The 14,197-nt window shown below is 69.0% G+C and carries 11 protein-coding genes; 7 read left to right on the top strand and 4 right to left on the bottom strand.

All coding sequences use genetic code 11. The features are described from left to right. Positions 1-3 precede the first annotated feature (3 nt). From MKK75_RS32950 to MKK75_RS32935, 4 genes are all read left to right on the top strand, one after another. Positions 4-966, top strand: a complete 963-nt coding sequence (locus MKK75_RS32950) for an aldo/keto reductase (RefSeq protein ID WP_244046679.1) — start codon at positions 4-6, stop codon at positions 964-966. Positions 967-1,144: 178 nt separating this feature from the next. Then, on the top strand, positions 1,145-3,589 hold the full coding sequence (gene gyrB / locus MKK75_RS32945; protein ID WP_244046678.1) for a DNA topoisomerase (ATP-hydrolyzing) subunit B: 2,445 nt from the start codon (positions 1,145-1,147) through the stop codon (positions 3,587-3,589). Positions 3,590-3,963: 374 nt separating this feature from the next. Then, positions 3,964-5,349 (top strand): methyl-accepting chemotaxis protein, encoded by a 1,386-nt coding sequence (locus tag MKK75_RS32940; protein ID WP_313901912.1) that lies wholly within the window; start codon positions 3,964-3,966, stop codon positions 5,347-5,349. Between the two features lie 39 nt (positions 5,350-5,388). Then, the gene (locus tag MKK75_RS32935) at positions 5,389-5,631 is read left to right on the top strand and encodes a hypothetical protein (protein WP_244046677.1); all 243 of its coding nucleotides are present in this window, start codon (positions 5,389-5,391) and stop codon (positions 5,629-5,631) included. Positions 5,632-5,638: 7 nt separating this feature from the next. Here MKK75_RS32935 and asd read toward each other — a convergent pair whose 3' ends face one another. Further along, the gene (gene asd, locus MKK75_RS32930) at positions 5,639-6,550 is read right to left on the bottom strand and encodes an archaetidylserine decarboxylase (protein WP_244046676.1); all 912 of its coding nucleotides are present in this window, start codon (positions 6,548-6,550) and stop codon (positions 5,639-5,641) included. Between the two features lie 32 nt (positions 6,551-6,582). On the opposite strand from asd, the gene MKK75_RS32925 reads away from it, so the two are divergent. Further along, positions 6,583-8,268 (top strand): aminotransferase class III-fold pyridoxal phosphate-dependent enzyme, encoded by a 1,686-nt coding sequence (locus MKK75_RS32925; protein ID WP_244046675.1) that lies wholly within the window; start codon positions 6,583-6,585, stop codon positions 8,266-8,268. Positions 8,269-8,480: 212 nt separating this feature from the next. Here the strand turns inward: MKK75_RS32925 and MKK75_RS32920 are convergent, their stop codons facing one another. Then, a complete protein-coding gene (locus tag MKK75_RS32920) occupies positions 8,481-9,092 on the bottom strand; it encodes a hypothetical protein (protein ID WP_244046674.1) in 612 nt (203 codons plus the stop codon). A 50-nt stretch (positions 9,093-9,142) separates the two neighbouring features. Beyond that, positions 9,143-9,715: a class I SAM-dependent methyltransferase gene (locus MKK75_RS32915; RefSeq protein WP_244046673.1), complete on the bottom strand. Its 573-nt coding sequence runs from the start codon at positions 9,713-9,715 to the stop codon at positions 9,143-9,145. An 898-nt stretch (positions 9,716-10,613) separates the two neighbouring features. Between MKK75_RS32915 and MKK75_RS32910 the strand changes: the two genes are divergently transcribed. Further along, positions 10,614-11,399: a lytic transglycosylase domain-containing protein gene (locus MKK75_RS32910; protein ID WP_244046672.1), complete on the top strand. Its 786-nt coding sequence runs from the start codon at positions 10,614-10,616 to the stop codon at positions 11,397-11,399. Between the two features lie 739 nt (positions 11,400-12,138). Continuing rightward, positions 12,139-13,263, top strand: coding sequence for a DUF2778 domain-containing protein (locus MKK75_RS32905; protein WP_244046671.1), 1,125 nt, complete (start codon positions 12,139-12,141; stop codon positions 13,261-13,263). A gap of 164 nt (positions 13,264-13,427) precedes the next feature. Here MKK75_RS32905 and MKK75_RS32900 read toward each other — a convergent pair whose 3' ends face one another. Then, positions 13,428-14,162, bottom strand: a complete 735-nt coding sequence (locus tag MKK75_RS32900; RefSeq protein WP_244046670.1) for a DUF3750 domain-containing protein — start codon at positions 14,160-14,162, stop codon at positions 13,428-13,430. Positions 14,163-14,197: the final 35 nt, after the last annotated feature.

Genomic DNA, 14,197 nt, shown 5'->3' with positions numbered 1-14,197 from the left:
CCCATGGACAAGCGCCACATCGGCCGCTCGGACCTCACGGTCGCGCCCTTCTGCCTGGGCGGCAACGTCTTCGGCTGGACCGCCGACGAGGCGACCTCCTTCGCGATCCTCGACCGCTTCGTGGAGAGCGGCTTCGACTTCATCGACACGGCCGACGTCTACTCGCGCTGGGCGCCGGGCCATGCGGGGGGCGAGTCCGAGACGGTGATCGGCCGCTGGTTCGCGGCCCGTCCGGGCGCCCGCGATCGGGTCGTGCTCGCCACCAAGGTCGGCATGGACATGGGCGAGGCCGGCAAGGGCCTGTCCGCGCAGCACATCGAGCAGGCCTGCGAGGCCTCGCTGCGGCGGCTTCAGACAGACCGAATCGACCTGTACCAGTCGCATACCGATGATTCGGATGTGCCGCTGGACGAGACCCTGCGCGCCTACGAGCGCCTGATCACGGCCGGCAAGGTCCGGGCCATCGGCGCGTCAAATTACGGGGCGGGACGGCTCAAGGAGGCCCTGGCACTCTCGGCCTCCGCGGGCCTGCCCCGCTACGAGTGCCTGCAACCGGATTACAGCCTCGCCGAGCGCGGCTACGAGGCCGAGCTGGAGCCGCTCTGCCGGGCCGAGCAGGTCGGCGTGATCGGGTACTTCTCGCTGGCGGCGGGCTTCCTCACGGGCAAGTATCGCTCCGCCGCGGACGCCGCCGGCCGGGCGCGGGAGAACCGCGTCGCCAAGTATCTCAATCCGCGCGGCCTCGCCCTGCTCGACTCGCTCGATGCCGTCGCCGTCGCGCACGGCGCGAGCCCGGCGCAGGTGGCCCTCGCCTGGATCATCGCCCGGCCCGGAATCACCGCGCCGATCGCGAGCGCCACTTCGGTGGCGCAGCTCGACGAGCTGCTCGGCGCGGCCCGGCTGAGCCTGTCGGCGGAAGCGATCACCCGCCTGGACGCGGCCAGTGCCGGCGGGATCGAGGGCTAACGCGGCGTTAAGCTGGCAGCGTCAGAAAAGCAGCGTCGGGGCCACCGGGGGCGCGCAAAAATCGTGCAAACTCAAGGTGGAACCCCTATATCAGGCAGACCGAGTGAGAGTTCAGGCGTGGGCGCCTGACGGCGCGAGTCCCTCCGTCGCGTAAAGGCCCGCCTGCCCGAGGAAGTTCATGGCCGACACCCCCCAGAGCGAGCACGCCGAATACGGCGCGGAATCGATCCGCGTGCTGAAGGGCCTCGATGCCGTCCGCAAGCGGCCCGGCATGTATATCGGCGATACTGATGACGGCTCCGGCCTCCACCACATGGTGTACGAGGTCGTGGATAACGCGATCGACGAGGCCCTGGCCGGCCACGCCGACCTCGTTACCGTCACCCTCAACGCGGACGGGTCCTGCACGGTTTCCGACAACGGCCGCGGCATCCCGGTGGACATCCACAAGGAGGAGGGCGTCTCGGCGGCCGAGGTCATCATGACCCAGCTGCACGCGGGCGGGAAGTTCGACCAGAACTCCTACAAGGTCTCCGGCGGCCTGCACGGCGTCGGCGTCTCCGTGGTGAACGCGCTCTCGGCCTGGCTGAAGCTGCGCGTCTGGCGCAACGACAAGGAGCACGCGATGGAGTTCCGCCACGGCGATGCCGTGGCGCCGCTTGAAGTCGTCGGCCCCGGCAACGGCCGGCGCGGGACGGAGGTGACGTTCCTGCCCTCGACCGACACCTTCACGATGATCGAGTTCGATTACGGGACGCTGGAGAAGCGCCTGCGCGAGCTCGCCTTCCTCAATTCCGGCGTGCGCATCGTGCTGACCGATGCGCGCCATGCCGAGAAGAAGCGCGAGGAGCTCTACTACGAGGGCGGGATCGAGGCGTTCGTGCGCTACCTCGACCGCTCCCGCAAGCCGATCGAGGGCATGACCAGCCCGGTTGTCGTCCGTGCCGAGCGCGACGGGATCCGGGTCGAGGTCGCGCTGTGGTGGAACGACTCGTTCAACGAGACGGTCCTGCCCTTCACCAACAACATCCCGCAGCGGGACGGCGGCACCCACATGGCGGGCTTCCGGTCCGCCCTGACCCGCCAGATCACCGGCTACGCCGAGTCCTCGGGCGTGGCCAAGCGCGAGAAGGTCTCGCTCACCGGCGAGGATTGCCGCGAGGGGCTGACCGCGGTCATCTCCGTGCAGGTGCCGGATCCGAAATTCTCCTCTCAGACCAAGGACAAGCTCGTCTCGTCCGAAGTCCGGCCCGCGGTCGAGAACGTCCTCGGCGAGGGCCTGTCGACTTGGCTGGAGGAGAACCCCTCGCAGGCCCGCTCGGTGATGGGCAAGGTGGTGCTGGCGGCCTCGGCCCGCGAAGCGGCCCGGAAAGCGCGCGAGACCGTGACCCGCAAGGGCGCGCTCGATATCGCTTCGCTGCCCGGCAAGCTCGCCGACTGCCAGGAGCGCGACCCGACCAAGTGCGAGATCCTGCTGGTGGAGGGTGATTCTGCTGGCGGCTCGGCCAAGCAGGGCCGCGACCGGACCTTCCAGGCGGTGCTGCCGCTGCGCGGCAAGATCCTGAACGTCGAGCGCGTGCGCGCCGATCGGATGCTGTCCTCTGCGGAGATCGGCACCCTGATCACGGCGCTCGGCGCCGGCATCGGCCGCTCCTCCACCGACCGCGAGGGCTTCAATCCGGAGAAGCTGCGCTACCACCGCATCATCATCATGACCGACGCGGATGTGGACGGCTCGCACATCCGGACGCTGCTCCTGACCTTCTTCTTCCGGCAGATGCCGGAGCTGATCGATCGCGGCCACCTCTACATCGCGCAGCCGCCGCTCTACAAAGCCGAGCGCGGCCGCCGGGCGATCTATCTGAAAGACGAGCGCGCCCTCGAAGACTACCTGATCGACCAGGGCACGGACGGCGCGATCCTGCGACTCTCAACCGGCGCGGAGTTCGCCGGCCCGCAGCTCAAGAGCCTCGTCGAGGAAGCGCGGACCTTCCGGAGCATCCTGCAGGGGCTGCACACGCGCTACGACCGATCCGTGATCGAGCAGGCGGTGCTGGCCGGCGCGTTCGATCCCGAGGCGGCCTCCCGTCCCGGCGAGGCCGAGGTCCTGGCCGACATGACGGCCCGCCGCCTCGACGCCATCGCCGACGAGATCGAGCAGGGCTGGCAGGGCGAGGCCTTCGAGGGCGGCTACCGCCTGGGCCGGACGCTGCGCGGCGTGCGGCAGTTGGCAACCCTCGATGCCGGCCTGATCGCCTCGCAGGAGGCCCGCCGCCTGTCCGAGCGAGCCGACGCCTTCCGCGAGATCTACGGTGAGCCCGCCACGCTGATGCGCAAGTCCGACGAGACCGTTCTGCACGGTCCCGTCGCCCTGTTCGAGGCCGTGATGGCCTTCGGCCGCAAGGGCCTCCAGCTCCAGCGCTACAAGGGCCTCGGCGAGATGACCGCCCAGCAGCTCTGGGAGACGACCCTCGACCGCGACGTGCGCTCGCTGCTGCAGGTCAAGGTGAAGGATGTTACCGATGCCGACGACCTGTTCGTGAAATTGATGGGTGACGTCGTGGAGCCGCGGCGCGAGTTCATCCAAGAGAATGCACTGAGCGTGGCCAACCTGGATGTTTAGCGCATCATCCCGAAAGGCTTTCACCAGCTTTCGGAAAACGAAGATGCGGAAACAAAAACCGGGAGCCTCGTGCAGGGACGGATTTCCGGCATGAGGCTCCCGGTCCCGCCCGACCGAAGCCGGTCGGCGCCAGCTGACACTCAGACAGGCCTGATTCCCCTCGGTTTGCAAGAAGCGACACGTGAATACCGCTTTCACTCGCGACCGACCAAGACTTAAGTAAGTCGTCAGACTCTTTCATATGAGAAAATCAGTTGTAATATTTTTCCCGACACGGTAATATTTTTCCGTTCGCTAAAAATCGTTTACGTATGCTTGGACCTGCGATAGCGTGACGGAGTGATCCAATTTCGTGGATCCGGAACTCCTCGGTCATGGACATGTCCCTCAAAACACGCCTCATCATTCTTCTAAGTGTGTTGGGATTTATTTTATTTGGGTCTTCGACGTTCAGTCATTACGCTCTTCAGAGCACCCATCAAAACCTTCAGACAATGTATGCCGACAGGGTTGTCTGCTTGGGGCAGTTCAGCAGCCTCCGCGACGCCTACGACGCAATCCTCACGGCCTTGCAGAAGGTCATCGGCGGCAATGTCGACGCGCGCGCGGCGGCCGCGACCCTCGACAAGGAACTCGCACGCACGAAGGTGACGCGGGCCGCTTATTTCGCGACTTACCTCACGCCCGAGGAGAAGGTGCTCGCAGCCAACCTCCAAACGCATCTGACGCGGAATGACGCGATCGTTGAAGATGTTTCGCGCGCGCTGGATCGCGGCGAAACTGCTGCCCTCCCCGCCGCGCGGCTGAAGCTGGCCGAGGAGATGCGCGCGACGAACGATGACCTCGCCCAGCTTACGGACCTGCAGATCCGGGAGGCCCACAACGAGTACGAGAAGGCCGACGCGACTGCGGTTCGGCTGCGCAACCTCAACCTCGGTTCACTGGTTCTCGCCGCCCTGGCGGTCGCCTACGGCCTCTACGTCATCCTCGTCCAGGTGGCGCGCCCGCTCGGCACGACGACCGCCGCAATGGGCCGGCTCGCCGCCGGGGACCTCGACGCGGATGTCGGCGGCGCGGACAGGCGGGATGAGATCGGCGCCATGGTCAAGGCGCTCCGGGTCTTCAGGGAGGCGCTCGTCGCCAAGCGCGAAGCGGACGCGGCGGCCGCCGTGGAACAGGCCGTGAAGATCCGCCGCGCGGAGACGCTCGAAACGGCCACGCAGGACTTCCGGGGCCAGACCGAACGCATGATGCGGACGCTGGCGAGCGCGGCGACCGAGATGGAGGCGGCCGCGCGGCTGATGAGCCGCAATGCCGACCAGACCGCGGTTCAATCGGCCACCGTCGCGTCGGCCGCCGAGCAGACCTCGGCCAACGTGCAGACCGTCGCCGCGGCCAGCGAGGAACTCGCGACCTCGATCACCGGGATCAACGCGCAGATCGCCCACTCCTCCGACATGGCGGAACGCGCCGCCGCCTCCGCGACGGAGACCAACGCCCTGGTGATGGGCTTGGCCGAAGGCGCGCAGCAGATCGGAACCGTGATCAGCCTGATCTCCGGGATCGCCGAGCAGACCAACCTCCTCGCCCTCAACGCCACGATCGAGGCCGCCCGCGCCGGCGAGGCCGGCCGCGGTTTCGCGGTGGTCGCCAGCGAGGTCAAGGAACTGGCCGCGCAGACCGCCAAGGCGACGGAGACCATTGCCGCGCAGGTGAGCGCGATCCAGGGGGAGACGAACCGCGCCGTTGACGCCATTTAGGCCATCGCGACGACCGTCCTCGAACTGCGCACCATCGCGGTGGGCGTCGCGGCCTCGATGGAGCAGCAGGGCGCCGTCACCCAGGAGATCGTGCGCAACGTCAGCCAGGCGGCCGACGGAACGCAGGCGGTCACGGTCAATATCGGCGCCGTCACGCAGGTTGCCGGGGAGACCGGCAATGTCGCGACCCAGGTCCTGCAGGCCGCCACGGACCTGGCGCGCCAGTCCGAAGCGCTGAATGCAGCGGTGAGCGACTATCTCGCGACCGTCCAGGCTGCCTGACCCGCGCTCAGCGGCCCGGCGGTTCCGGCGGCATCGGCAGGCGCATCAGCGGCTCGCCCATGCGCAGCCGCGCGCCCTCCTGGAGGCTCGGCCACGGCGCGAAGCCCGGGGGCGCCAGCACCACGATGGTGGAGCCGTGCTCGAACCACCCCATCTCGTCGCCCTTGGCGAGACGGGCCGCGCAGGGCAGCGTCCGCCCCCCGGTCCGGCGCAGGTCCGTCCCCTCGGGCAGGAAGCCGAGGCGCAGGCCCGCCACCAGGATCGCCGCCACCGGCACCAGGGTCAGCACGTGGCCGCCTTCGGCGAGCCGGAGGCGCAGGACCGCGCGCTCGTTGCGGCAGAACAGGGCTTCGATCCGCTTCAGGGCGATCGGGTTCACGTTCCAGGTGTCGCCCCAGATGTGCCGCACCGATTCGACGCGCAGATCGTGGGGTGCGTGGAACCGATGGTACATCCCGGCGGTCAGCCGGAGGGTGGCGTAGGCGCCGCCCTCGTGCACCCGCGCAAGAGCCTCGTCGCCGCCGAGCAGGTCGGCGAGCCGGTAGGACAGCCCCTTGATCTGGAACAGGCGGCCCGCCTCGATCCGGCCATGCGCCCCGAGGATCGCGTCGCTCGGGCTCGTCAGGATCGCGGGATCGGCCGCGAGGGGCCGCGCGCCGGGCCGGAGCGCCCGGATGAAGGCGGCGTGCAGGCTCGGGAAGCGCGTCTCCCGCGCGTCGCCGAGGTCGACATCGCAGAACAGGCGCCATGTGGCGATCGAGAGGTCGCGGACGAGCGGCTGCTCGATCCGGCTGAACCAGCCCATGAACCGCGTCGCGAGCCGGCGCGGCAGGCGGTTGGTGATGAGGAAGTTCAGATCCTCCTGGGCGCCGACCCGCGCCAGCGCCCGCCGCAGCGGCGATCCGGAAACCGTCATCATGCCGTGAATTGCCTCCGATACGGCGCGGGGCGATGTCCCCGCTGCTCGTCACCCTGTCCGCCACCGCCGCCGCCGCGGTCCTGGCTTTCCCGCGCGCCGCGCAGCGCCTGCAATTGTCCCGGGCGAAACATCCCTCGCTCACCGGCCATGCCCGGATGGCCCGGCGCGTCGCCGGGCTGATCCCGCACTACGCCTATTCCGAGCGCGCGTTCTTCCGCTCCGACAATCCCGACGAGGCGGTGGCGCTGCGGCGCGAGGACGGCTTCGCCCGGCTCTCCGCGCTGTTCCGGACGCGCTACGCGCGCACCCGCGCCGAGACCGATTCCGTGCGCGACGGCCTGTCGGACCTGCAGTTCACCGGCCTCTACCGGGTGCCGTTCCAGTACGCTAAGCACGTCCGCGCGCATCTCGGGACCGGCGCGTTCGCGGCCGCCTCCGCGGGCGTGACCCTCACGGATCTCGACGGCAACGTCGTCTACGACCTCGCCGGCTCCTACGGAGTGAACCTGTTCGGCGTCGACTTCTACCGGGCCTGCCTGGAGGAGGGGGCGGCGCGCGTCTCCGCCCTCGGTCCGGTGCTCGGCCCGCTGCACCCGGTGGTCACCGGCAACGTCGCGCGGTTGAAGGCCCTGTCCGGCCTCGATGAGGTCTCGTTCCACATGTCCGGCACCGAGGCGGTGATGCAGGCGGTGCGCCTCGCCCGTTACCACACCGGCCGCCGCCGGATCGTGCGCTTCTGCGGCGCCTATCACGGCTGGTGGGGCGAGGTGCAGCCCGGCATCGGCAATCCGGTCCCGACCCGCGACACGCTCACCCTGGCCGACATGTCGGAGCGGACGCTGCGCGTCCTCGCATCCCGCCGGGATGTCGCCTGCGTGCTGGTCAATCCGCTCCAGGCGATGCACCCCAATGCCGGGGCGCCATCCGACTCCGCGCTGGTCGATAGCGCCCGCAAGGCCGCCTTCGACCGGGCCGCCTACGCGAAGTGGCTCCACGACCTGCGGGCGGTCTGTACCGAGCGGGGCATCGTGCTGATCCTCGACGAGGTGTTCCTCGGCTTCCGCCTCGCCCGCGGCGGCGCACAAGACTATTTCGGCCTGCGCGCCGACATGGTCACCTACGGCAAGACGCTGGGCGGCGGCCTGCCGGTCGGCGTCCTGTGCGGACGCGCCGACCTGATGCGGCGCTACCGGGACGACCGGCCGGTCGACATCTGCTTCGCCCGCGGGACCTTCAACGCCCACCCCTACGTGATGGGCGCCATGAGCGCGTTCCTCGACCGGCTCGACACGCCGGAGGTGGCCGCGCTCTACGCCGATCTCGACGCGACCTGGGACGGCCGCGCGGCCCGCCTCAACGCCCTGCTGGCGGAGGCCGACCTGCCGGTGCGGGTGGCCACCATGTCCACGGTCTGGACAGTCCTGTACACCAGGCCGTCGCGCTACAACTGGATGCTGCAATTCTACCTGCGCGCGGAGGGTCTGGCCCTGTCCTGGGTCGGAACCGGCCGCCTGATCTTCAGCCTCGCCTACGACGACGCGGCCTTCGAGGCGGTGGCGGCGCGGTTCGTGGCAGCGGCCGAGGCCATGCGGGCCGACGGCTGGTGGGATGCGACGGCGCCGAGCGACAAGGCGATCCGCCGCGCGATCCTGCGGGAGGTCGCCGCCGTGCGCCTGGGCAAGTTCGGCGCCCGGTTCGGGTTGCGCGTGCCGGACTAGAGCACCCTCGACGCACATCATCTGTGCATGTCAGGGATTCAAAAGGGCGAGCCCTTTTGCGGTGGCAGGGCAGAGCCCTGCTTTCGGGCATTACCCGATCCCATCAGGGGTCCGCCCCGATACCCCGCCAAAGGGCTAAACCCTCTGGAAGCCCGAACTTACGGCTCAGGCAGAAGCGCCGGGCGGGTCTCCACCCGGCGCCCGACCCGGATTCAGGCGCCATGCTCGTGCGGCTCGTGCTCCTCCACCAGCTCGCCGTGCAACAGTGCGAGCGGTGCCTTGTGATAGAGCTTGATGTCGTGGAACGGGTCCGTGAGGATCTTGGTCACCCAGACGATCCCGGTCTGCACGTCGCGCAGGACGAACAGCTGCACCATCCGGAACAGCAGCCCCGCCAGCGCCAGCCAAAGCCAGATCCAGCCGATGTTGCGGATCAGGTCCGCCGTCGTCTGGTGCGGCGAGATCAGCCCGAACAGGCTCGGATCGAAGTAGAGCGGCAGCGGCGACAGGGCCCAGATCGCCAGGAGCACGATCTTGCGCTGCAGGTTGTAGCCGACCTTGATCTCTTCCTTGAGCTCGTGGCTGGCGTCGTTGACGTGGTCGTAGCCCTTCGGCTCGAAGAACAGGTGGCCGGCCTGCCGGGAGGTCATCGCGATGAGCCAGCCGATGAGCGCGGCCGTCGCCGGATCCTTGAACGCCAGGGCATAGGCCACCAGGAAGCTGATCGCGCTGACCACGTGCAGGCTCTGGTTGACGCGATTGTGGTGGTAGTACCGGTGATCGTCCCAGCGCTGGACGCGCAGAGCTTCCAGAAAGCTCGCCATGGTGTGCTTCCTCGTCGAACGATGGTGGGTGGGAGAGACTTCGCGGGATCTCAAGCGTCGTGCTTGCGCAGGCGGACCAGGGAGAAATGCCCGAGCGGGGGCAGCGCCCGGCGCTCGACAATCTCGACCGGAGCCCCGGCTGCCCAGGCGGTGTAGCGGTTCCAGGCGAACTCGGTCCGCCAGCCGAGGCGGCTCGTGATCGGGGCCAGCGCGTGCTCGACGGCGCGGCGCAGGCCATCCTCGGCACCGATGCGGGTGGTGATGACGATCTCGCCGCCGGGGCGGAGCACCCGCGCGAACTCATCCAGCGCCGCCTCCGGGTTCGGCACCGCCGTAACCACGTACTGCGCAACGATCACGTCGAAGGACGCGTCCGGGAAGTCGAGGTGCTCGGCATCCATCACGGCGAGGCGCTCGACGTTGCGCAGGCCGAGCCGCGCCACGCGCTGGCGCGCCTTCTCAAGCATCGGCGCCGAGATATCGATGCCCACGATGCTGCGCGCCCGGCGATAGGCCGGCAGGGACAACCCGGTCCCGACCCCGACTTCGAGGATGTGGCCGCCGACCCGCTCAGCCGCGGCCGCCGCCAGGGTCCGCCCCTGGGCGAAGACCGGCCCGAACACCAGATCGTAGACCGGCGCCCAGCGCCCATACGCCTTGGCGACGCCATCGCGGTCAAGATCGGGGCCGAGCGCGCCCGCGCGATGAGCCGGTGCCGTGCATTCCGATAGCCATGGGTGTTCGGTCTCGCTGTCTGCCAGGTCGAAGGCTGTTGGATTGGAGGTCGCTCGGTCGAAGCGTCCGCGGCCGGTGTTGCCGTGGGCTCGCCTCGGTTCAGGCCCGCCCGCGCAATCGCGCGGACCGTGGTCCGGGGGAGCGCGGCGGCACCGCAGCAGCGCGGGTCGAGGATCGGTTGGTCGCCGTGAGAATCGTTGCCATCGCGGTCCGTCGAATGCGGATCAGGACGCGTGTAACAGCGGCGGGCGTCGAACGGCCCAGTTCTTCATAAACCCCACACCACTTCTCCGGAGGCCTTTTTCCGCCGGCAAAGCTATGTCCGTCGTTTGACAACGTTGTGACGGATGCAAGAACCGTTAAAATCGGGTTCAATTCGTCGGCAAATCAATTGCCCGAACACGCATCAGAAACCGGAAGCTGCTTTGAAGGCTCACCATCGCGCGATGATCTTGCCATCAGAGGGGCTGTCCGCCGGTCGCGGCCGCCACCGGGCGTCCCGGCGCCGTCGAGGCGAACGGCCGCCGCATGCAGCGGTCACCAGAGTACACCCGGCCGAACTGGACGCCGGCTGGGCCGAGATCGCGTCACAGCAAAGGTCTGAACCCGTGCCCGACGGCAACGCGATCGGGCACGCCTTCACGCGAATACGCAAGGATGTGAAGCCGGGAGTTCGAAGTTCGCGTCTTCGACATCTTCTCGCCGTGATATCGCCGAGATCTCGCGAGGTATCGCCAAGCGGTTGAGGCGCGATGAAGCGCCGAAGGAGTGTTTCGGGTGATCGACATGATGCGGCGTCAAACCCTGGCGGTGGCGGCAATCGCCGGGCTCGCCTTGAGCGCCGGGCAGGCGAGCGCCGCGCAATGCGGCAACACCGCTGCCGGCTTCGAGGCATGGAAGCGGGAATTCGTCGAAGAGGCGCGGGGCCGGGCCAGCGCCGCGAGCCTGGCCGCCCTTCAGAACACGACCTACTCGACCGCCACGATCTCGGCCGACCGCGGTCAACACAGCTTCAAGCTGTCGCTCGACCAGTTCCTGGCCAAGCGGGGCGGTCCGGCGATCGTCTCCCGGGGGCGGGTGCTGAAGCGGCAGAACGCAGCCTTGTTCGATTCGATCGAGCAGCGCTACGGGGTTCCGCCCGGGCCGCTCCTGGCAATCTGGGGGATGGAGACCGGGTTCGGCGCGGTGCGCGGCAACGTCAACACGCTCTCGGCGGTGGCGACGCTCGCCTACGATTGCCGCCGCTCCGAGTATTTCACGGATCAGCTCTACGCGGCTCTGACGCTGGTCGATCGCGGCCTGCTGTCCCCGAGCACCCGCGGGGCCGCACACGGGGAGGTCGGCCACACGCAGTTCCTGCCGAAGAACGTACTCGCCTACGGCACCGGCGACCTCAACAACGTCGGCGCGGCCCTGTCGTCCACCGCCAACTTCCTCAAGGCGCATGGATGGCGCGCCGGCGCGGGCTACCAGCCCGGCGAGCCGAACTTCGCCGCGATCCAGGGCTGGAACGCCGCGCCCGTCTACGAGCGGGCCATCGCGCTCCTCGGGCGCCAGATCGACAACGACTAGAGCGCTCTTCGCCGAAGCGGCGACCGGTTCGGCGCGAGAGAGCATGTTACGACACAGGCTGAGAGCCGCGCGCGATGGCAACGCGCACGGTCCCCGGCAGCGACTTGTGGTTGGAGCCATCGGGTGATCCCACCCGCCCCCCTCATCCTGAGATGCCCGCGTCAGCGGGCCTCGAAGGAGGGCTCCAGCCAGCCGCGCGATCCCTGGAAGGCTCCTTCGAGGCCTGCGCTCCGCTCCGGCACCTCGGGATGAGGGGAGGGTTGGATAAGCCACACCAGGGCATCCCTGTCCTGTCTCGTGTACCGCGGGCATCGCGATCGGGCACGGCTGTAGCCCCCTGACCGGACCTATGTCCGGCCGTCTGCCAGCCGGTCATGGATCTCGATCCTCCCCCCGACGCATGCTCCGGTGCCGAAGGGATAATTACTTCGGTGGTGATCACTTAGGGACGCTGCCGTGTTGCCGGCAAGCGCGCCGGTGCTGCAATCCTCCGCCATCGATACAACGGCGAAGACAGATGTCGGCGGCAGGGCCGATCTGCCAAAGACTTGAGGGAAAGCTGTCCTCGCGCCCGAAAATGGTCCCGATCGATCCAAGATCGACCATGGACTCGCCGCAGAAAAGCCCGTTCGGCCCCGCTGTTTCGCACCGTGCGGAGCTGGTCTGCCGAACGCCGACGCCGAGGCGTCATGTTCGTCGACCGGACCGCTCCCGCCCGACGAGGAGCATGGGCATCTGCATGGTGATCGACTCCGTGCCGCAGGACGGCCTCGACAGCCGACGGTCGCGACGGTCCTGCCTCGCGCCGCTGACGGTTTTCACCGGCGCTCTGGCCATGGCGCTCGTCGCGTCCGGCAGCCTGGATCGCGCTCCGCTCTCTGCGATGCATGGGGCGGCGCCGGGCCAGCGCGTCCTGCCGGACGCCGCGAACCAACCGGCCCGCGGGCCTGAGACGGCCGAGGCCTCGGTCAGCCAGACGTCGCCGTCGGAGCCGAGCACGAACGGGATCGCATCCGCCGACGCGAACCGCGAGGCCGGGGAGGGACTGCCGGCACATTGGGGGTGGATGGAGCTGGCGCCGGTCAGCCCGCTTCCGAATCCGGAACGGCCCCTCGACGGCGGGACCGCTGAGCCGCCGCGCACAGCCATGACCGTGCCACTTCCTGTTCCACGCCCGCCTGAATTCCGCGGCCCGGGTGCGGCCGCGCTCGCCCGGCGGACCGAGCGGCGCATGGCCCGGCGCGACGCTCCTCCGGCCCAGCCGACCGCACCGCCGTCGGACGAGCGCTCGTTCCTCGAAAAACTGTTCGGGATCGAGCAGGCCCCCGCGCTGGCCTATGCGGCACTGGAGAGCAAGCCGGTCGAGGTCGTACCGCAGCGGCGGATCTCGCCGCCACTCGCCCTGTCGCGCGAGCTGAGTCCGACCACCGGCGTTGCCATCTACAACATCGCCACCCGGACCGTGACGCTGCCCAGCGGCGAGCGTCTCGAAGCCCATTCGGGCCTCGGCGAGGGTTTGGACGACCCGCGTCTCGTCAATGTGCGGATGCGGGGTCCTACGCCGCCCGGCACCTACGACCTGACGGAGCGCGAGCAATTGTTCCACGGCGTGCGGGCCATCCGCCTGACGCCCGTGGGTGGCAGCGAGGCCGTCTACGGTCGCGTCGGACTGCTGGCCCACACGTTCATGCTGGGACCGCGCGGCGATTCGAACGGCTGCGTCTCGTTCCGCGACTATGATCGGTTCCTGCAGGCCTATCTCCGAGGCGAGGTCCAGCGCCTCGTCGTGGTCACCGGCACGCAGGATCCCCTGCCCGCGGTGGCGGATGGCGGGCGCACCCGCATCGCCCGTAACGGCGGCTGAGCCGAGCTCTCGCAGGCTGGCGCGGACGTGCCCGGGGGTGGCGCGAAGCTCCCCCGGACACGATCCGGGAGGCCGGATGGCCTCGCGCAGCAATGGGCCGCCGCGAGCGCCGCGCTCAAGCTGCCGGCACTCCCGAGGATCGACCGGGCGGCACCGAAGCCGGCCTAAACGCCGACGCGGCCCAGGGCCGGCAACTTGATTCCAGGCCGCCGCAGGTCGATCCCGGCAACGCCGCCGAGCAGGTTCAGCTCGATTCCCTCGACCCAGCCGATCGTCAACCCGGCATAGCCGCCGAGATTGACCCGGATGCCCGTTCCGGAGGGCGTCCAGCCGAGCCAGCGACCATCGTAGGGGAAATCCTTGCCGATCGCAGTGGTCGGCAGGCCGGCGCGGATCTCCGGCACCGCCGCCATGACGGCGGCTACGAAGGTGTTGGAGTTCGGCCCGGGCCAGACCACGTAGTCGCCGGGACGGGCATAACGGTATTCGGCCACGGCCTTTCGGATCCGGGGCAGCATGGCCTCGGCCGTCGGGCCATCCGCCGCGAAGACGGTCTCGGGTGGATTTCCGAACCACCGCCCATCCGGCACGAAGCGGTCGATCCAGATCGGCTGCCCCCAGGCGGTATAGTCGAAGCGCCGATAGGCGCGCGCGCCCTGTCCCTTGATGACGATCCAACTGTGCGTCGCGACGATCCCGCGCCAGCTCACCGTGCGCGCGGAGAAGATCCGCACGATCGCCCGCGGCTCAGTCTCGGCGGGCGGGAGCAGCCCCGCGCTGGAGCGGTCGGCCAGCCGCCAATCTCCGCTGGCTCGCAGCCAGTACAGCGTGGCAGAGATCGCGACGGGGACGACGAAGAGGGCTGCGAGCGCCAGAAGCGCGATCCGGATGACGGTCACGGGGAGGCCGGCGTGGGGAGGGCGGGAACACCGAT

The organism is Methylobacterium sp. J-030, from assembly GCF_022829545.1.
Classification (GTDB): domain Bacteria; phylum Pseudomonadota; class Alphaproteobacteria; order Rhizobiales; family Beijerinckiaceae; genus Methylobacterium.
The sequence above is the reverse complement of the archived record's forward strand: the minus strand, read 5'-3'. Positions and strand labels throughout refer to the sequence as shown.